This window comes from Oerskovia jenensis (assembly GCF_016907235.1).
Taxonomy (GTDB): Bacteria; Actinomycetota; Actinomycetes; order Actinomycetales; family Cellulomonadaceae; genus Oerskovia; species Oerskovia jenensis.
On the sequence record NZ_JAFBBO010000001.1, the window covers coordinates 1842336 to 1861055 of the forward strand.

An 18720-nucleotide genomic window follows, 5' to 3' on the forward strand; every position below is an offset into this window, starting at 1 on the left:
CAAGGGGCCGCGCTACCCCTCGGCGAGGACCTCGAGGATCGCAGCGCCGTACCGCTCGCGCTTGGCGGCACCGATCCCGCTGACGTCGGACAGGTCGTCGATCGAGGTCGGGTTGCGCTGTGCGAGCGCTCGCAGGGTCGCGTCGTGGAAGACGACGTAGGCCGGCACCCCGCTCTCCTTGGCGGTCGCTCCCCGCCAGGCGCGCAGCGTCTCCATGCGCGCCGCGGCGTCGGGCGTCAGCTCGGCGTCGGCCGCGGCCGCGGCGGGCTTGCGGGTGCGGGACGTCTTGGTCCGCACGTCCCGGCGCAGCCGGACCTCCTGCTTGCCACCGAGCACGGGGTCCGCGGCCTCGGTCAGGCTCAGCGTGCCGTACCCGTCGCTGTCGACACCGAGCAGACCCTGGGCGAGGATCTGCCGGACGACCGCGCGCCACTCGGTGGCGCTGAGATCCGCGCCGACGCCGAAGACGGGGAGCTGGTCGTGCCCGAGCGAGGTGATCCGGGGGGTCGACTTCCCGGTCAGGATGTCGACGACGTGCCCGGCGCCGTACCGCTGCCCTTGGCGTTCGAGGCGCAGGACGGTCGAGAGGATCTTCTGCGCGGCGATGGTCCCGTCCCAGGACTGGGGCGGGGCGAGGCACGTGTCGCAGTTCCCGCACGCGGGCCCGTCCTGACCGAAGTAGGCGAGGAGCTGGGCCCGGCGGCACGTGATGGTCTCGCACAGGGCGAGCATCGCGTCGAGGTTCGCCCCCATGCGGCGCTTGTGGGCGGCGTCGCCCTCGGAGGTGTCGATCATGCGGCGTTGCTGGACGACGTCCTGGAGCCCGTAGGCCAGCCAGGCGGTCGACGGCAGGCCGTCACGTCCGGCGCGGCCCGTCTCCTGGTAGTAGCCCTCGACCGACTTGGGCAGGTCGAGGTGCGCGACGAACCGGACGTCGGGCTTGTCGATGCCCATGCCGAACGCGATGGTCGCGACCATGACGATGCCGTCCTCGCGCAGGAACCGGGACTGGTTGGCCGCGCGCGCACCGGCGGGCATGCCCGCGTGATAGGCCAGCGCCGGGATCCCGTGCGCGTTCAGGTGCTCGGCGGTGGTCTCGACCGAGGCGCGCGAGAGGCAGTAGACGATGCCCGCGTCCCCCGCGTGCTCGGCCCGGATGAGGTCGACGAGCTGGGTGCGCGGGGAGTCCTTGGGTGCGATGCGGTAGGTGATGTTGGGGCGGTCGAAGCTCGAGACGAAGGTGCGGGCGTCGTGCAGCTCGAGGCGTCGGACGATCTCGTCGGCGGTCTGCTGCGTCGCGGTCGCGGTGAGTGCGATCCTCGGGACGTCGGGCCACGTCTCGGCGAGCACGGTCAGCCGGAGGTAGTCGGGCCGGAAGTCGTGGCCCCAGGCCGAGACGCAGTGGGCCTCGTCGATCGCGAACAGGGCCACCTTGCCGGACTGCAGGAGGCGCACGGTCTCGGGCACGCCGAGGCGCTCGGGGGCCAGGTACAGCAGGTCGAGCTCACCGGCGAGGAACGCGTCCTCGACCGCGCGGCGCTCGGGCACGGACTGCGTCGAGTTGAGGAACCCGGCGCGGGCCCCGAGCGCGGACAGTGCGTCGACCTGGTCCTGCATCAGGGCGATGAGGGGCGAGATGACGACGCCCGTCCCGGGCCGCAGGAGCGCGGGGATCTGGTAGCACAGCGACTTGCCGCCGCCCGTGGGCATGAGGACGAGCGCGTCGTGCCCGCGGACGACCGTGTCGATGATCTCGGCCTGGTCGCCCCGGAAGTGGTCGTACCCGAACACGGTCGACAGGACGTCGAGCGCGGTGCGGGTCTCGGGCAGGGCAGAGGCTGTCACGGGGTGGGTGCTTCCTTCATGATCGGGTCGGCCGGCGTCCGGGGGATCGCGGCCCATCCTTGCGCAGGAGCCGCCCCGCGACCAGCACGAGGTACGCGACGAGCAGCGCCGCGGCGCCCCAGGAGAGCGCAGCGTAGGACGAGACCGCGATGACGATGCCCGCGAGCACCCCGCCGACCGCTCCGCCGAGGTTCATCGCGAAGTCCGAGAGCCCCTGGACCTGCGTGCGGTCCGCGGCGGGCGTCGCGTCGATGAGCAGCGCGGACCCGGCCACGAGGCCGCACGACCAGCCCACCCCGAGCAGCACGAGCCCGACGGTCAGTCGCGCCGAGTCGTCGCTCGGCGCCCCGGCGACGATCACGGCCGAGGCGAGCAGGATCGCCCCGCCCGCCGCGAGCACGCGCGCGTGGCCGACCTTGTCCGCGGCCCACCCGATGACAGGGCTGAGCACGTACATGCCCGCGATGTGCGCGCTGATGACGATCCCGATGATCTGCAGGCTCGCGCCGCCGTGCCCCATGTGCACGGGCGTCATGGACATGAGCCCGACCATCACGAGGTGGCTCACGACGATCGCGGCGAGCGCGAGCTGCGCGGTCGCCGAGGCGCGGATCACGGCCCACCCGGCGGCGAGTCCCGCACGGAAGCCGGGCCGTGGGGGCATCGGGACAGGGGGTGCGTCGGCCGTGCTCGGCGTGTCCACGAGGCCCGACGGCGCCGCCCCCTCGGGCGTGTGCGCGGCGGTCCCGCTCGCCGTGGGCCGGGCGGGGGCGATGCCGGCCGGCGTCGTCCCCGCCGCTGCGCGTGCCGCGGCCACGTGCAGCGGGTCGGGGCGCAGGAGCAGCCAGACGGACGTCGCGGCCGCGGCGAACGCGAAGGCCGCGACGAGCAGCGGCAGGGCCGACGTGCCGTGCGCGCCGTGCTCCCCCACCGGGCCGGGCAGGAGGCCGAGCTTCTCGGTCGCCCCGGCGAGGTTCGGTCCGAGGACCGACCCGATGGTCGTCGCCCAGATGACGACCGACAGGTCGGTGGCCCGGCGTTCGGGGCGGGCGAGGTCGGTCGCGGTGAAGCGAGAGGCGAGGCCGGTCGCGGACCCTGCGCCGAACAGGAGCATCCCGGCGAGCAGCAGGGGCCAGGTCTGGAGCAGGGTCGCGGTCGCCGCGAGGAGCGCGCCGAGGAACGCGACGACGTACCCGGTGGCCAGGGACCGGCGTCGGCCGTGGCGTTCGGCGAGGCGCGAGAGCGGCAGGGCGACGATCGCGGCGCCCACGACGGCCGTGGTCTGGGCGAGGCCGGCGATGGCGTCGGAACCCGAGAGCTCCGACGCGATGAGGGAGCTCACCGAGATCCCCGTCGCGACCCCGATCCCGCCGAAGACCTGGCTCGCGGCGAGGACGGTGACCGTCCGTCGCTGGACGCGGTCGACGGGTGGGTCGACGATGCCGTCGGGGGGCTCGGGCAGGGCTTCGGGGGTCACCTCGGAAGCCTAGCTGCGGGTGCCACCACCGGACTGTCAGAACGAGCGTGACCTGGAGCGCTCGCTGGTTCTGACACGTCGCTGTCCAGCACCCGCAGCACCGCGCGCACCGCCTCGCGACCTGCCCGGTTCGCCCCGATGGTCGACGCGCTCGGCCCGTACCCGACGAGCTGGACGCGGGGGTCGGCGACCACGGTCGGACCGTCCATGACGATCCCCCCGCCGGGACCTCGCAGCCCCAGCGGCCCGAGGTGGTCGAGCGCGGCCCGGAAGCCCGTGGCCCACAGGATCACGTCGGCACCCTGGTGCGTCACGCCGTCGGCACGGACGCCGGGGTCCCACGCGACGCCGTCGGGCACGACGCGCGCGAACATCGGCAGGCGCCGCAGGACGCCCGACGCGATACCCGCCTCGTACGCGGGCGTGAGCGGCAGCCCCGTGACCGACACGACGCTCTCCGGGGCCAGGCCCGCGCGCGTGCGCTCGTCGACGAGGGCCACCGCGTCGCGCCCTCGGTTCTCGTCGAACGGACCGCCGACCCACACGGGTTCGCGGCGCGTGACCCACGTGGTCGAGGCCGCGTGCGGCGCGATCTGGAGCAGGAACTGGGTCGCGGACGCGCCGCCGCCCACCACGACGACGCGCTTGCCCGCGAAGTCCTCGGCGGCACCGAAGTCGTGCGTGTGGAGCTGCGTGCCCGCGAACGTCTCGCGGCCCGGGTACGAGGGCCAGAACGGCTTGGTCCACGTACCGGTCGCGTTGACGAGCGTCCGCGCACGCCAGGTCACCGGCCCGTCGGCCGTGGTCGACCCGACGAGCAGCGCGTCCGAGCCCGGGTCGTCGCGCACCTCGCGCACCGCGACGGGCCGCAGCACCCGCAGGTCGTTGACCTGCTCGTACGCCCCGAAGTACCGCCCGACGGCGGTGCTCGCGCTCTCCTGCGGGTCACCCGCGTCGAGGGCCAGGCCGGGCAGGTCGTGCACCGCGTGCGTCTGCGCCATGGTGAGCGACGGCCACCGGAACTGCCACGCCCCGCCCGGGGCGGGCGCCGCGTCGAGCACCACGAAGGTGCGCCGCACGCCCGAGGCGGCGTCGTCGTCGGGCCCGCTCGACGGGAGACCGTCGAGGCCGAGCGGGACGAAGCCCCGGCGACGCAGGTGGAACGCGGCCGAGAGACCGGCCTGGCCCGCGCCCACCACGAGGACGTCGACGGGGTGTACCGGTGCGGACGAGGTGCTCACACCCGTACCAACCGCGCCGAGCACAGGACCCATCCGGGTCACGGCCGTGACGCGTCGCACAGCGACGCCCCGCGTGGGGACGGACTGTGGACGTCCCGTGGACCTTGCTGCCCACCTGGAGGTTCGCCCGGTGGAACCTGTGCGCGGCGGGCACGCTGGAAGGGTGAGCCCGTTCCACGTCCTGCCCGACGCCGCCCCGCTGCCCGAGCCCGAGATCGCCCCGACCCTGCCGCCCGCGGTGCTGCGCGAGCTCGCGGGGCGCAGCGACTGGGTGTCGTCGTGGTGGACGGTCGGGTTGCTCGCGGCCGCTGCGGTGCTCGTGGCGGTCCTCGTCGCGTGGGACCGGCGGCGGGGTGCCGGGGCCAGGCGGGACGCGAGCACCGGCGCCGACGGCGACGGCGACACCGAAGGCAGGGGCGGGGGCTCGGGCTCGGGCTCGGGCTCGGGCTCGGGCAAGCGCACGGGGCGACGGCACGGCGCCTGGCGCGCGTGGGTCGGGACCGTCGCGTCGGGGCTCCTCGTGGTCCTCGCGGTCACTGCCGCGGTCAACGCGTACGCGGGCTACGTGCCCAACGTCGCGGCCGTCCGCATCACCATGGCCGGGTGGGGCCTCGCCGACCCACCACCGAGCCACCGCGACGAGCCCTCGCAGCACGACGGGTCCTCGACGACCGGATCGGTGACCGCGACCCCGGTCGAGGCCCCCGACCTACGCATGGCCGCGGGCACCACGTGGGTCTACACCCCGCCCGGCTTCGACCCGTCGGCCGCGACGCGCTACCCCGTCGTCTACCTCTTCCACGGCAGCCCGGGCCAGCCCAGCGACTGGTTCGCGGCAGCCGACAGCGCGAACGTCATGGACACGCTGCTGGGCGCCGGGCTGGTCCGGCCCATGATCCTGGTCGCGGTCGACGTCAACGGGACCGGGCCGTCCTCGCGCGACACCGAGTGCCTCGACTCGACGACGGGCGGCGCCCAGGTCGAGACGTACGTGACCGACGTCGTGGTCCCGTGGGTCGACCAGAGCTTCCCGACCGTGCCCGACCGTGAGCACCGCGCGATCGGCGGGATGTCCTCGGGCGGGTTCTGCGCGCTCAACCTGGGCCTGCGCCACCTCGACACGTTCGGGGCGATCATGGCGCTCGAGCCCTACGGCGACCCGGGCGAGGGCGGGCGCAGGATGCTCGCGACCCAGGAGGAGTTCGACGCCAACTCCCCCAGCCGCTACGTCCCGACCATGGACTTCCCCGAGCCCGTCGCCGTGTTCCTCGACGGGGGCACCGAGTCCCCGCGTGTCGACCGCGAGGCCAACCGCCGGCTCGCCGCGGCGCTCGTCGAGCGTGGCCAGACCGTCGAGCTGCGCGAGGAGAAGGGCCAGGGGCACACGTGGGCCATGGTCCACGCGGGCCTGCCGTACGGGTTGAGCTTCCTCTCCGAGCACCTGGCGCAGCCGTGAGGGGTCCGGCCCCACGAGCTGTCAGAACCAGCGAGGGGCCTGGCCCTCGCTGGTTCTGACAACCGGGTACCGCCGACCCGCCGCGACCCGCCGCCGACTCGGTGAGCACGCTCCCGACGTGATGGGATGGAGCCATGCGCTCCCCCCTCGAGATCGGCCCGCTCGACCCGGCCACCGCGGACGAGGTCCGTGCCCTGGCCGCGGCCGCCCAGGAGGCCGACGGCGTCGCGCCCCTCTCCGAGCAGCCGCTCCTGCGCCTGGGCGTCGACGACGAGGACCTCACGCACGTCGTCGCGTACGACGGCGAGGGAACGGTCACGGGGTACGCCCAGGTCGACCGCGGCGGCGAGGTCGCGAGCGCCGAGCTCGTGGTGCACCCGGCCGCGCGCCGCCGTCGGACCGGCCGCATGCTGCTGCGCACCGCGCAGCGCGACGCGACCCTGCCCGCACGCTCGGGCGAGCCCGGCCAGCACGGCGGCGTCCTGCACGTGTGGGCGCACGGCGACCTGCCCGCGGCGCGCGCGTTCGCTGCCGACGCGGGGCTCGTCGTCGTGCGCGAGCTGTGGAAGATGGGCCTCGACCTGCGGTCCGGGACGTGGGCGCTCCCCGAGATCCCCACGGGCCTGCGCCTGCGCACGTTCCGCCCCGGGCCCGACGACGACGCCTGGCTCCGCGTCAACGCCCGCGCCTTCGCGCACCACCCCGAGCAGGGCCGCCTGACCCAGGCCGACCTCGACGCCCGGCTCGCCGAGGACTGGTTCGACCCCGAGGGCTTCTTCCTGCTCGAGCGCGAGGACGGCTCGTTGGCCGGCTCGCTGTGGACCAAGGTCCCCACCGACCAGGCCGGAGCGCACCGCGAGGGTGAGATCTACGTCGTGGGCGTCGACCCCGACGCCCAGGGACAGGGGCTCGGGAAGGTGCTGACCGCCGTCGGGCTCGCGCACCTCGCGGCGCTCGGCCTCGACCGCGCGGTCCTCTACGTCGACGGCGATAACGCCGCCGCGACCCGGACCTACCTCGGGGCGGGCTTCGGCAAGGACACGGTCGACGTCCAGTACGGCCCGCCGGCAGTGAACCCCGTCACCCAAAGTTCACCGAGTGATGCCACCATGAAGTCATGACCGACTCCACCGTCCGTCCCGGCGTCCGGCCCCCCGCGCGCCCGGACCAGCAGCCGGACGCTTCTCGCCCAGCCGGCCCGCGAGCCACCCTCGACCCCGAGCTCGCGGCCCACATCGCCGAGCACATCGCCGAGGAGGAAGAGGTCACCGGCTCGATCGACGTGGAGGTGCTCACCGCCGAGCCGCTGCCCGCGAACCGGTTCGCCGACCGAGAGCTGAGCTGGCTCTCGTTCAACCAGCGCGTGCTCGAGCTCGCCGAGGACGAGTCCCAGCCCCTGCTCGAGCGCGTCCGCTACCTCGCGATCTTCGCGTCGAACCTCGACGAGTTCTTCATGGTCCGCGTCGCAGGACTCAAGCGACGCATCGCGACGGGCCTCGCGGTCACGGCGGCCTCCGGTCTCACGCCGCGCCAGGTCCTCGACGCGATCAGCGAGCGCGCGCACGAGCTCATGGCCCGCCACGCCGCGGTCTTCTCCGACCAGGTGCAGCCCGCGCTCGCGACCGAGGGCATCTCGCTGCTGCGCTGGGACGAGCTCGACACACGCGAGCAGGAGCGCCTGCACAAGTTCTTCCGCAAGCAGATCTTCCCCGTGCTCACGCCGCTCGCCGTGGACCCCGCGCACCCGTTCCCGTACATCTCGGGGCTCTCGCTCAACCTCGCGGTCGTCGTGGTCAACCCGACGACGGGCAAGGAGCACTTCGCGCGCGTCAAGGTGCCGCCGCTGCTGCCGCGATTCATCGCGGTCGACTCGCGAGGGCGCCCGTCCGCACCCAGCTCGCAGGCCGCCGACCCGGACAAGGGCCCCACGTCGTTCGTGCCGCTCGAGGACGTCATCTCCCAGCACCTCGACCACCTGTTCCCCGGCATGGAGGTGCGCGAGCACCACACGTTCCGCGTGACGCGCAACGAGGACGTCGAGGTCGAGGAGGACGACGCCGAGAACCTGCTCCAGGCCATGGAGAAGGAGCTGCTGCGCCGCCGGTTCGGCCCGCCCGTGCGCCTCGAGATCGCCGACGGGATCAGCCCTCGCATCCGCCAGCTCCTCGTGCGCGAGCTCGACGTGGCCGACGACGAGGTCTTCAAGCTGCACGCGCCGCTCGACCTCACGGGGCTCAACCTCATCGCCGACCTCGACCGCGCGGACCTGCACTACCCGCGGTTCGTGCCGACGACCCACCGCTTCCTCGCCGAGGTCGAGAGCGCCAACCCGACCGACGTGTTCGCCGCCATCCGTGACCGCGACATCCTGCTGCACCACCCCTACGACTCGTTCTCGACGTCGGTCCAGACGTTCCTGCAGCAGGCCGCCGCGGACCCCAACGTGCTCGCGATCAAGCAGACGCTGTACCGGACGTCGGGCGACTCCCCCATCGTCGACGCGCTGATCGACGCGGCCGAGGCCGGCAAGCAGGTCCTCGCCCTGGTCGAGATCAAGGCGCGCTTCGACGAGCAGGCCAACATCTCCTGGGCCCGCAAGCTCGAGCAGGCGGGCGTGCACGTCGTGTACGGGATCGTGGGGCTCAAGACCCACTGCAAGCTCTCGCTCGTGGTCCGCCAGGAGCCCGAGGGCCTCGTGCGCTACTGCCACGTCGGCACGGGCAACTACAACCCCAAGACCGCACGCCTGTACACCGACCTCGGGCTGCTCACCGCGGACCCCGAGGTCGGCCAGGACCTCACGCGGCTGTTCAACCAGCTGAGCGGCTACGCACCCCAGTCCCGCTTCCACCGGCTCCTCGTCGCGCCCCGCTCGGTGCGCTCGGGGCTCGTCGAGCGCATCGAGCGCGAGGCCGTCGCAGCGCGCGAGGGCCGCGAGGCGTGGGTCAAGTTCAAGGTCAACTCGGTCGTCGACGAGACCATCATCGACGCCCTGTACCGGGCCTCGCAGGCCGGCGTGAAGGTCGACCTCGTGGTCCGCGGGATCTGCGCGATCCGCCCCGGGGTGCCGGGGCTCAGCGAGAACATCCGGGTGCGGTCCATCCTGGGCCGGTTCCTGGAGCACTCGCGGATCTTCGCGTTCGCCAACTCGGGCGGGCCGGCCATCGCCGACGGCCCCGAGTCCGGGCCCGAGGTCTTCATCGGCTCGGCCGACCTCATGCACCGCAACCTCGACCGCCGTGTCGAGACGCTGGTGCGGTTGGTGGACAGCCAGCAGGTCTCGGACCTGATCGACCTCATCGACGTCTCGATGGACGATGCCACCGCGTCCTGGCACCTGCAGAGCGACGGTTCGTGGGAGCGTCATGCCGTGGGACCCGACGGGCCGCTGACCGACATCCAGTCGACGCTCATCACCCGACAACGGCGGCGGCTGGGCATGGGTCGATGAGCTCGTCGTCGTTCGCCCCGCTCGTCGACTCGCTCGGCCCCACCCACGTCCCCCACGCCCCCGTGATCGAGTCCGCGGGCGGGCTCGTGTGGCGCGTGCGCGACGGCGAGCTGCAGGTCAAGCTCGTCCACCGCCCGCGCTACGACGACTGGTCGTGGCCCAAGGGCAAGCTCGACCCGGGCGAGGCCTTCCAGACGGCCGCGGTGCGCGAGGTCGCGGAGGAGACCGGCCGACCCGTGGTCCTCGGCGTGCCCCTGCCCGGGTTGCAGTACCTCACGCCCGAGGGCCGTGTGAAGCGCGTGCACTACTGGGCTGCACGGCAGGCCAAGCGGGGTCGTGACGCAGGCCCGCTCGCTGCGCGCGCCCCCGTGCCCCCGGTGTCGGTCGACGAGATCGACGACTCCGTGTGGCTCGGCCTCGACGACGCCGCGCGGCGCGTGACCCGCAAGGCCGACCGCGGTCCGCTCGCCGCGCTGGCCGAGGAGTTCGCGCACGACCGTCTCGCGACCCGCGTCGTCGTGATCGCACGCCACGGCAAGGCCGTGACCCGTGCGGCGTGGCACGGCACCGAGGAGGACCGGCCGCTCACGCCCGCGGGTCATGCGCAGTCGGCCGCGCTCGTCCCGGTGCTGGCCGCCTACGGCGTCAACGCGGTCGTGACGAGTCGGTGGAACCGGTGCGAGCAGACCATCTCCCCGTACGCCGAGGCCGCACGGCTGGACAGGATCTCGATCGACCACCTGTCCGAGGCCCAGCACGAGCGGTCGCCGTCGCGCGTCGCGCGCACGGTCCGCGAGCTCCTGGAGTCCGAGCGGTCGACCGTGCTGTGCACGCACCGGCCCGTGCTGCCCACGGTGCTCGACGTCCTGGGTCAGCACTCACGTCGCCCGGTCGCGAACGCCCTGCCGAGCCGGGACCCGTTCCTGGAGCCGGGCGAGATGCTCGTCGCGCACGTCGCGGACACGCCCAAGGGGCCCAGGGTGCTCGCGGCGGAGAAGGTCGCACCGCCGCTGCACTGACGTGTTGTCGGAGGGTGTTGTCAGAACGAGCGTGACCCAGGGTGCTCGCTCGTTCTGACACCCCTGTGGTCGGCACCCGGTTGTCAGAACGAGCGTGACCTCGAGGTCACGCTCGTTCTGACACGTCAGGTGCGTCGGAGGTAGCGCTCCAGGATCCGCGCCACCCGGAGGGGCTCGATCCGGGCGGCGGCTGCGGGCAGGCGGATCGTCACCGTGCCCTCGTCCGGACCGAGCTCGGCGCCCCGCAGCAGGTCGTCGTACCAACGTGTCGCCTCCATGTGCCCGATCCCGTCGATCTCCACGACGAGTCGCCGACCACCCGGCAGGTCCCACTCGGCGTCGAGGAACCTCCAGCGGCCGCGCGCGTCCTGCCGCCGTACCTGGCGCCGGGGCTCGGGGAACCCGTGCTCACGGCAGAGCTTCCCGAAGTCGATCTCGCTCAACGCATCTGCCCCTCCGCGGATGTCGGCGACGCTCGCCCGCATGAGGCGGTGGAACCGCACCTTCCCGACCCGGTCGAGCTGTTCCCAGAGGCGCTCCGGCGTGGTCAGCCGTTGCTGCACCACCGCGGCCAGCAGCCCGACGGCGGTGCGCGGCGAGGTCTGCCAGGCTGCGGCGTCGATCGCGCACCGCTCGACCCGGTGCACGGGAAGCCCACGGCGGTGCTCGATGTCCTCGGGCGCGGGCCGTCGCGACTCATGGACGACGACGCCCGCGAGCCGCGGTGGTCTGCTCCCCCGCCGCACGACCACATGGATCCCGGGCCGGTCCCATCCACGAAGCCCGTGGAGCGCCAGCCCGGTCCAGGAACCGATCGCGACGGGCTCGGCGGCGGCCAGGGCGACGACCCACAGGCGCGTACCGGGGGCGAGGGGCCCTGTGTACAGCACGAGGACCTCGGGCGCGACGAGCTGCCAGCGGCGGGCGCTGAGCTGGGACCCGATGTGGAAGCGGTCGACGCCGAGGTCCGCGAGCTGCTTGCGGGTCACGGCGTGCGCTTGTCGTGCGGCGAGCCGGGCGAGGCCCGAGACGGTGCGCAGTGCGGACGAGGAGCCTGTCATGGGACCGAGGATGCGCCGTCGGGCGGGCGCTCGTCCCCAGGACGACCGGGCGCTGTGGACAACAGCAGGCGGACGCGCCCTGTGCACGACTCACCGCATCCACCGATGTGTCAGAACCAGCGAGCACTCGAGTCCACGCTCGGTCTGACACCCGGCACACGGCCCGCAACGTGTCAGAACGAGCGTGACCTCGAGGTCACGCTCGTTCTGACATGCGTGAAAAGAGCGCTCAGAGCAGGATCGGCGACAGGATCCAGTACATGATCGCGGCCACGAGCGCGGCCGCCGGGATGGTCAGGACCCACGCGATGCCGATGTTCTTGGCGACGCCCCAGCGCACCGCGGACAGGCGCTTGGTCGCGCCGACGCCCATGATCGCGGACGTGATGGTGTGCGTCGTGGAGACCGGCGCGTGCAGCGCGAACGCGTTGACGTAGAGCACGATCGCGGAGACGGACTCGGCGACGAAGCCGCGCGCCGGGTCGAGCTCGATGATCTTGCGGCCGAGGGTCCGCATGATGCGCCAGCCACCCGAGTAGGTCCCGGCGGAGATCGCGGCGGCCGCGGCGAGCTTGACCCACAGGGGGATGCCCTCGTCGGGGCTGGCCCAGCCGACCGTGAGCAGCGCCATGAAGATGACGCCCATGGTCTTCTGCGCGTCCTGCAGGCCGTGGCCCAGGGCCATGGCCGCGGCGGACACGGTCTGCGCGAGGCGGAAGCGGCGCGTGGTCTTGGAGGGGGCCGCGCGGCGGAACGCCCACAGCAGACCGACCATGACGACGAACGCGAGGCCGAAGCCCACGAGCGGGGAGAAGATCATCGGCAGGACGACCTTGTCGACGATCGAGGCGCCGTAGATCGCGAGCCCGCCCGCTAGCCCGGCACCCACGAGGCCGCCGATGAGCGCGTGCGTCGAGGACGACGGGAGCCCGAACCACCACGTGATGAGGTTCCACACGATCGCGCCGACCAGGGCGCACAGCACCACGACGAGTGCCGTGTGCGGTGGCACGTCCTCGAGGTCGACGATCGAGGTCGCGATGGTCTCGGCGACCTCGGTCCCGAGGAGTGCGCCGGCGAAGTTCATGACCGCGGCCATGATGAGCGCGGCGCGCGGTGTGAGGGCCCTCGTCGAGACGGATGTGGCGATCGCGTTGGCCGCGTCGTGGAATCCGTTCGTGTAGTCGAAGCTCAGCGCGAGCGCGACGACGAGGACGACCAGAGCGAATTCCACGGGGCTCAGGACTCCTTGAGCGCGATGGTCTCGACCATGTTCGCGACCTTCTCGAACGCGTCGGCGGCCTGCTCGAGGATCTCGATGACCTCCTTGAGCTTGATGAGGAGGATCGGGTCGGAGACGTTGTCGAAGAGCTCGGCGAGGAGCTTGCGGTGGATCTTGTCGGCCTGGTTCTCGAGGCGGTTGACCTCGACCCAGTACTCGGCGAGGTCGTTGAGCGAACGCAGTCGCGGCATGGCCTCGGCGGTCAGCTCGGCCGCGCGCTGCAGGACCTGGACCTGCTCACCGACGCGAGCGGGCAGCTCCTCGATCTTGTAGAGGACGATGAGGTCCGCGGCCTCTTCCATGTAGTCCATGCAGTCGTCGAGCGCGGACGCGAGACCGTAGATGTCGTCGCGGTCGAACGGCGTGACGAAGGTCTGGTTGAGGCGTCGCATGATCGTGTGCGTCGCGTCGTCAGCCAGGTGCTCGGTCTCCGCGAGCTTCTTGGCGAGCTCCTTGCGGGTCGGGCGGTCTGCGCCGAGCAGCTCGGCCAGGAGGTTCGCCCCGGTGACCAGGTGCTGAGCGGAGTCGGCGAGGAGGTCGAAGAACGAGGTATCGCGCGGGGTGAGGCGCAAGCGCACGGGAGGCTCCGAAAGGGCTGGACGCTGATGGGTTTTCACAGGCAGATGACGACCGCACGGAGCGATCGTCACCCGGATGTCACAGGTGTTCTGTTGGAAGGTGACGCTGTGGTGAGTGGCGCCGGAGGGCGCGTTAACGCATCTCTAACGCTCGTCAAATGTAGCCGAACTGTCGCCTGAACGTTCAATCGCTCGCGGCGACCGGCGGGAGCGTCCGAGGGCCCTGGGTGGGCACGCCGGACGGCGCTCACGTCATGGTGGGGGCGACGCCGGGCCGGGAGCGCCTGTCGGCGCGAAGGCCGCTCGAAGCGGCTGATGTTGGAGCCCGGGGCTACCGCGACCCGACGTCGTGAACCATCGTACGCCCGCGTTCCGGAGGCTTCGAACCCGCAGGTCACAGGGCCCTTCGCGCCGCGAAGCGGGCCCAGGGGACCCGGTGCGCGCCGGCCCGACGGCGTCGCGTCAGTCGAGCTTGTCGGCCCGCCACAGCGCGGCGGAGTGCTCGAGCTCCTCGGCCGTGCGCAGCAGCGACGAGGCGCCGCGCGTCATGCGCAGCGCGGAGTCGGGGTCGCCGGCCTCGCGCGCGTCAGCGTCGAACGCGGCGCCCGTGGCGAGGATGCGGCAGAACGCGGCGGCTCGTTCGAGGGCCACGGCGAGGTCGCCGGCGAACACCCCGGAGAGCACGGCGTCGGCGAGCTCGCGCACGTCCTCGGGACCGGGCGGGCTGACGACGCCGGCGACGACCTCCTGGACGGGGGCGGCGTCGACGCCGAGGCGGTAGCGCAGCGCCACGGTCTGCGGGTCGCGGCGCACCCACTCGCGCAGGACGTACAGGCGCCAGAGCGCGCCGGGCAGCGTCGCGGGGGCCGAGTCGGCCCAGAGGCCGGACACGACGTCGAGGCCTTCGGTCTCGACGAGGCGGATGAGGCGGTCGACGACCTCGGGGTCCTCGGCGGCGCGCGCCCCGTGCACGATCGCGGCGGCGGTCGTGTGGGCGATCTGGTCGCGCAGCGCGGGGTCGAGGTCGCCGGGGAGCTCGTCGGCCTCGCGCGGGTCGAGCATCGCGGGGCGGCGCGGGCGGTGACTGGGGGCCGGTTGTTCGCTCACCTCTCGATCGTACGCAGGGTGCCCGACGACGCGACGCCCGCGCGGCGCTCGTCTCGCCGCGAGCGGTACAGACGTCCCAAGAACGTGCTCGCTGCAACTATTGCCCTCAGCAACCATTTGGGTTTATGGTTGCTTGCAGCAACTAAGGAGATCTCTCGCGTGCCCCCCTCCCTCGACGCCCCCGTCATCCCGCCCGCCGCCCCCACGGCGTCCCCCTCGACATCCACGAGCACCCCCCACGGCCACGTCCTCGACCTGCCCGTCAAGGAGCTCACGGTCGCCCTCGAGGAGCTCAACCGCGCCCAGCGCGAGGTCTCGGCCCGACTCGCCCGCGAGCTCGACTTCCCCCGGGCGTCGCTCGGAGCGCTGCGCCTCCTGCAGCGCTGCGGCCCCCTGCAGGTCACCGAGCTCGCGCACCACCTCAAGGTCGACCTGTCGGTCGCGAGCAGACAGGTCACGCACCTCGTCGACGCGGGACTGGTCGAGCGGACTGCGTGCGACGACGACCGGCGCGCCCGCAGCGTGACCCTCACGCCCGAGGGTCGGGAGAAGGTCGACGAGACGTTCCGCCTCCTCATGAGCCGCACGGCCGAGACGTTCGAGGGCTGGACCGCCGAGGACCTGCGCGCGTCGATCGACCAGCTCGGGCGTCTCACCGAGGCGCTCTCGCGCGCCTGACCGCAACGGCCCCCCGCACGCCTCGCGCCCCAGACCTACCGCCCAGGGCGACCCGCCCACCCCGCCCGGCCTCCGCCGTCGGGCACCGCCATGACGTCTCGACGACACAGCACGACCTATGAATGTGAGTCCCCTATGAGCGCTACCACCACCATGACCCGCAGGGAGGTGCTGGAATCACTGTCCGGCATCCTCCTCGGGATGTTCGTCTCCATCCTCGCGACCTCCGTGGTCTCGAGCTCGCTGCCCAAGATCATCAACGACCTGAACGGGTCGCAGTCGTCGTTCACCTGGGTCGTCACCGCGACCCTCCTGACGACCACCATCTCGACCCCCATCTGGGGCAAGCTCGCCGACCTGACGAACCGCAAGGTCCTCATCCAGCTCGCGCTGGTCGTCTCGGTCGTCGCGTCGGCCCTGGCCGGCCTGTCGCAGAACGTCGGCACCCTCATCGCGTTCCGTGCCCTCCAGGGCATCGGCGCCGGTGGGCTCATGGCGCTCGCCATGGTCCTCATCTCCGACATCATCTCCCCGCGTGAGCGCGGCAAGTACATGGGCCTCATGGGCGCGATCATGGCCGTGAGCCAGATCGGCGGCCCCCTCCTCGGCGGCGTCCTGACCGACACCGTGAGCTGGCGCCTCAACTTCTTCGTGGGCCTGCCGTTCGCGATCGCCGCGATCGTGGTGCTCCAGCGCACGCTGCACCTGCCGCCCATCCCCCGCCGGGTCGTGAAGATCGACTACTGGGGTGCGCTGCTCATCAGCGTCGGCGTCTCGACCCTGCTGCTGTGGGTCACGTTCGCGGGCAACAACTTCGAGTGGGTCTCGTGGCAGAGCGCCGTCATGGTGATCGGGTCGCTGCTCGCGCTGGTCGCGGCCGTCCTGGTCGAGAAGAGCGCGGTCGAGCCCATCATCCCGCTGCACCTGTTCAGGAACCGCACGTTCGTCCTCGCGGTCCTCGCGAGCGTCGCCGTCGGCGTCGCGATGTTCGGCACCGCGGTCTTCCTCAGCCAGTACATGCAGGTCGCGCGCGGCAAGACCGCGACCGAGTCGGGTCTGCTGACCATCCCGATGATCGTCGGGACGTTCGTCGCCTCGACCCTGATCGGGCAGCTCATCACGCGCACCGGCCGGTACAAGGCCTTCATGGTCACGGGCGGCGTGCTGCTCGTCGGGTCGCTCTTCGCGCTCTCGACGATCGACTACCACACGAGCTTCGTGCTCATCAGCGTCTACCTGTTCTTCCTCGGCGCGAGCATGGGCATGCTCATGCAGAACCTCGTGCTCGCGGTCCAGAACACCCTGGACGTCTCGGAGATGGGTGCCGGCACCTCGACCGTCGCGTTCTTCCGCACGCTCGGCGGCGCGATCGGCGTCTCCGTCCTGGGCGCGATCCTCGCGAGCAAGGTCACGTCCTCGATCCAGGAGGGCCTCGCCACGATGGGCGTGCCGACCGACGCCACGGGCGGCACCATTCCCGACGTCTCGACGCTGCCCGCACCGATGCGCGACCTCGTCGAGCGCTCGTACGGCGAGGGCATCGCGGAGATCTTCCTCGTGGCCGTGCCCCTCGCGGTCATCGGCCTGATCTGCGTGCTGTTCCTCAAGGAGGTACCGCTCGGCACCAAGTCCGGCCTCGACGAGCGCCTCGAGCGCGAGCTCGCCGCCGGGCTGCCCGACCTGACCGACGAGATCGAGCAGGAGCACGAGGGCGACTTCGCGGCCGCCGAGGGCTCGGTCCTCGCGGGGGCGGGCGCGCCGTCGGGCAGCTCGTCGTCGCAGGGCCACGAGCACGCCGGGGACGGCCCCGCTCGTGGGGGCAGCACCTCGCGCTGACCTCCTTCTCGCAGGACCTCACCCGGGGCCGTCGTGGATGCGTGTTCCGCGGCGGCCCCGCCGCACGCCATGATGGGGCGTGTGATCCCGCCCTCGCCGTCCGACCAGCCGGAGCCGACTGTGTCCTCAACGCCCACCCCGCCCCCCGCCGACGAGTCGCCGCTCCACGCGCTCGAACGCGAGCTGCGCGTCCTGACGCGCCGAGCGGGCTCGTCCGCGAACGCGATGGCCAAGCGCATCCACCCCGACCTCGACGCGAGCGCGTACCCGCTCCTCGCCCACATCTGGGCCAACCCGGGCGTGCGCGGGTCGGACCTCGCGCAGCAGTTCGGGGTCGGTCGCGCGACGATCTCGCGCCAGCTCGCCCGGCTCGAGTCGGTCGGGATGGTGGACCGCGAGGTCGACCCCGACGACTCCCGCGGGCAGGTCATCACGCTCACCGAGGCCGGGGCGACGCTGCTGCGGACCACGCACGAGCGTCGCGTCGACTCGATCTCCCAGGCCCTGAGCGACTGGTCGCCCGACGACGTCGCAGCCCTCGCCGGGCTGCTGCACCGGTACTCGGAGGACGTCGTGCGCTGGCAGGCGACGCGCTGACGTGAGCGCCCCGTCGGGCGACGCGTCGGTGGCGCCGTCGGGCGTCGCGCCCGGGGACCGCGCTGCCCGACGGCGCAGCCGCCCCCGCGTCCTGGCCGTCCTCGTGGTCGTGGTCGCCCTGGGCCTCGTGGTGACGACGCAGGTCCCCGACCCCGTCGGTGACGTGGTCGGGGACCTGCTGTACGCCGTCGCGGTCTACGTGGCGCTCGTGCTCGTGGCTCCCCGGCTGCGACCGTGGGTCGCGGGGGCCGGGGTGCTCGCGTGGTGCTGGCTCGTGGAGGCCCTGCAGGCGACCCCCGTCGTGGCCGCCGTGCTGGACGTGGTGCCCGCGGCCGCGTGGGTGCTCGGGAGCACGTTCGCCGTGCGCGACCTGGTGCTGTACCTGGTGGGCGCGCTGCTCGCGGTGACCCTCGACGTGCTCGTCACCGTCCGGACCTCGCGGGTGTCAGAACGAGCGTGACCTCGAGGTCACGCTCGTTCTGACAGATGTCCTGCTGCTGCTCAGGCGCCGGCGTCCTCGAACGTCAGGCTCAGGCTGTTCATGCAGAACCGGTCGCCGGTCGGGGTCTGCGGCGCGTCGTCGAACACGTGGCCCAGGTGCGAGCCGCAGTTGGCGCACCGGACCTCGGTGCGCACCATGCCGTGGCTGCGGTCCTGGATGAGCTCGACCGCGTCGGACTCCTTGGGCGCGTAGAAGCTCGGCCACCCGCAGTGCGAGTCGAACTTGGTGTCCGAACGGAACAGCTCGTGCCCGCACGCCCGGCACCGGTAGATGCCCTCGCGCTTCTCGTCGAGGAGCTCCCCGGTCCAGGGGCGCTCGGTGCCCGCCTGGCGGAGCACCGCGTACTCGTCGGGAGCCAGCTCCTCGCGCCACTCGGCATCGGGCTTGGCCACCGGGTACACCTTCTGCGAGAACAGGCTTCCGGTCGTGTCGTGGGTCTCGTTGGTCATGATCCACCTCCGACAGCGACAACCGTCGCCGCTCTTCAGGTGTTCCCGTGGTGCGGCGAGCCCCCCACCCGGACGCAGAAGGCCCCGGCGGCGATCCGAAGATCACCGCCGGGGCCCTGCTCTGTCTCTCACCTGCGTCCG

General features: G+C 72.5%; 16 protein-coding genes. 8 read left to right on the plus strand and 8 right to left on the minus strand.

Annotated elements, in window-relative coordinates; genetic code table 11:
• Positions 1-12: 12 nt before the first annotated feature.
• The 3 genes from recQ to JOD49_RS08270 are packed head-to-tail and all read right to left on the minus strand — an operon-like array spanning position 13 to position 4563.
• A complete protein-coding gene (gene recQ, locus JOD49_RS08260; protein WP_205306742.1) occupies positions 13-1902 on the minus strand; it encodes a DNA helicase RecQ in 1890 nt (629 codons plus the stop codon).
• Complete coding sequence (locus JOD49_RS08265) at positions 1862-3322, minus strand: MFS transporter (protein WP_205306743.1); 1461 nt, start codon at positions 3320-3322, stop codon at positions 1862-1864. The genes recQ and JOD49_RS08265 overlap by 41 nt, the downstream gene beginning before the upstream one ends.
• Complete coding sequence (locus tag JOD49_RS08270) at positions 3319-4563, minus strand: NAD(P)-binding domain-containing protein (protein ID WP_307822452.1); 1245 nt, start codon at positions 4561-4563, stop codon at positions 3319-3321. The genes JOD49_RS08265 and JOD49_RS08270 overlap by 4 nt, the downstream gene beginning before the upstream one ends.
• Before the next feature lie 163 nt (positions 4564-4726).
• On the opposite strand from JOD49_RS08270, the gene JOD49_RS20710 reads away from it, so the two are divergent.
• From JOD49_RS20710 to JOD49_RS08290, 4 genes are all read left to right on the plus strand, one after another.
• Positions 4727-6019 carry an alpha/beta hydrolase gene (locus tag JOD49_RS20710; protein WP_205306745.1) on the plus strand — a complete coding sequence of 431 codons (1293 nt, stop codon included), beginning with the start codon at positions 4727-4729 and terminating at the stop codon, positions 6017-6019.
• Positions 6020-6153: 134 nt separating this feature from the next.
• Positions 6154-7140: a mycothiol synthase gene (gene mshD, locus JOD49_RS08280; protein WP_205306746.1), complete on the plus strand. Its 987-nt coding sequence runs from the start codon at positions 6154-6156 to the stop codon at positions 7138-7140.
• A complete protein-coding gene (locus tag JOD49_RS08285; protein WP_205306747.1) occupies positions 7137-9470 on the plus strand; it encodes an RNA degradosome polyphosphate kinase in 2334 nt (777 codons plus the stop codon). Before mshD ends, JOD49_RS08285 begins: the two co-directional genes overlap by 4 nt.
• Entirely contained in the window at positions 9467-10489 is a 1023-nt protein-coding gene (locus tag JOD49_RS08290) for an NUDIX hydrolase (RefSeq protein WP_205306748.1), read from the plus strand. Before JOD49_RS08285 ends, JOD49_RS08290 begins: the two co-directional genes overlap by 4 nt.
• Before the next feature lie 125 nt (positions 10490-10614).
• Here the strand turns inward: JOD49_RS08290 and JOD49_RS08295 are convergent, their stop codons facing one another.
• From JOD49_RS08295 to JOD49_RS08310, 4 genes are all read right to left on the minus strand, one after another.
• A complete protein-coding gene (locus tag JOD49_RS08295; protein WP_205306749.1) occupies positions 10615-11550 on the minus strand; it encodes a hypothetical protein in 936 nt (311 codons plus the stop codon).
• Between the two features lie 229 nt (positions 11551-11779).
• On the minus strand, positions 11780-12784 hold the full coding sequence (locus tag JOD49_RS08300; protein ID WP_205306750.1) for an inorganic phosphate transporter: 1005 nt from the start codon (positions 12782-12784) through the stop codon (positions 11780-11782).
• Positions 12785-12789: 5 nt separating this feature from the next.
• Positions 12790-13410, minus strand: a complete 621-nt coding sequence (locus JOD49_RS08305) for a DUF47 domain-containing protein (protein ID WP_030151734.1) — start codon at positions 13408-13410, stop codon at positions 12790-12792.
• A 462-nt stretch (positions 13411-13872) separates the two neighbouring features.
• Positions 13873-14472 (minus strand): hypothetical protein, encoded by a 600-nt coding sequence (locus JOD49_RS08310; protein ID WP_138827537.1) that lies wholly within the window; start codon positions 14470-14472, stop codon positions 13873-13875.
• Between the two features lie 204 nt (positions 14473-14676).
• Here JOD49_RS08310 and JOD49_RS08315 point away from each other — a divergent pair, with 204 nt between their 5' ends.
• From JOD49_RS08315 to JOD49_RS20050, 4 genes are all read left to right on the plus strand, one after another.
• Positions 14677-15195: a MarR family winged helix-turn-helix transcriptional regulator gene (locus JOD49_RS08315; protein ID WP_205306751.1), complete on the plus strand. Its 519-nt coding sequence runs from the start codon at positions 14677-14679 to the stop codon at positions 15193-15195.
• A 135-nt stretch (positions 15196-15330) separates the two neighbouring features.
• The gene (locus tag JOD49_RS08320; RefSeq protein ID WP_239525171.1) at positions 15331-17031 is read left to right on the plus strand and encodes an MDR family MFS transporter; all 1701 of its coding nucleotides are present in this window, start codon (positions 15331-15333) and stop codon (positions 17029-17031) included.
• Positions 17032-17151: 120 nt separating this feature from the next.
• Positions 17152-17628, plus strand: coding sequence for a MarR family winged helix-turn-helix transcriptional regulator (locus JOD49_RS08325; RefSeq protein WP_307822453.1), 477 nt, complete (start codon positions 17152-17154; stop codon positions 17626-17628).
• Position 17629: 1 nt separating this feature from the next.
• The gene (locus JOD49_RS20050) at positions 17630-18088 is read left to right on the plus strand and encodes a DUF2809 domain-containing protein (protein WP_205306753.1); all 459 of its coding nucleotides are present in this window, start codon (positions 17630-17632) and stop codon (positions 18086-18088) included.
• 41 nt (positions 18089-18129) lie between these two features.
• On the opposite strand, the gene msrB is transcribed toward JOD49_RS20050, so the two are convergent.
• A complete protein-coding gene (msrB, locus tag JOD49_RS08335) occupies positions 18130-18579 on the minus strand; it encodes a peptide-methionine (R)-S-oxide reductase MsrB (RefSeq protein ID WP_205306754.1) in 450 nt (149 codons plus the stop codon).
• Between the last annotated feature and the right edge of the window lie 141 nt (positions 18580-18720).

Excerpts from the sequence above, each read along its gene's own strand:
- msrB (WP_205306754.1), bottom strand. The coding sequence starts at position 18,579 with ATGACCAACGAGACCCACGACACGACCGGAAGCCTGTTCTCGCAGAAG.
- recQ (WP_205306742.1), bottom strand. The coding sequence starts at position 1,902 with ATGGGCCGCGATCCCCCGGACGCCGGCCGACCCGATCATGAAGGAAGC.
- JOD49_RS08285 (WP_205306747.1), top strand. The coding sequence starts at position 7,137 with ATGACCGACTCCACCGTCCGTCCCGGCGTCCGGCCCCCCGCGCGCCCG.
- JOD49_RS08310 (WP_138827537.1), bottom strand. The coding sequence starts at position 14,472 with ATGCTCGACCCGCGCGAGGCCGACGAGCTCCCCGGCGACCTCGACCCC.
- JOD49_RS08290 (WP_205306748.1), top strand. The coding sequence starts at position 9,467 with ATGAGCTCGTCGTCGTTCGCCCCGCTCGTCGACTCGCTCGGCCCCACC.
- JOD49_RS08295 (WP_205306749.1), bottom strand. The coding sequence starts at position 11,550 with ATGACAGGCTCCTCGTCCGCACTGCGCACCGTCTCGGGCCTCGCCCGG.
- mshD (WP_205306746.1), top strand. The coding sequence starts at position 6,154 with ATGCGCTCCCCCCTCGAGATCGGCCCGCTCGACCCGGCCACCGCGGAC.
- JOD49_RS08320 (WP_239525171.1), top strand. The coding sequence starts at position 15,331 with ATGAGCGCTACCACCACCATGACCCGCAGGGAGGTGCTGGAATCACTG.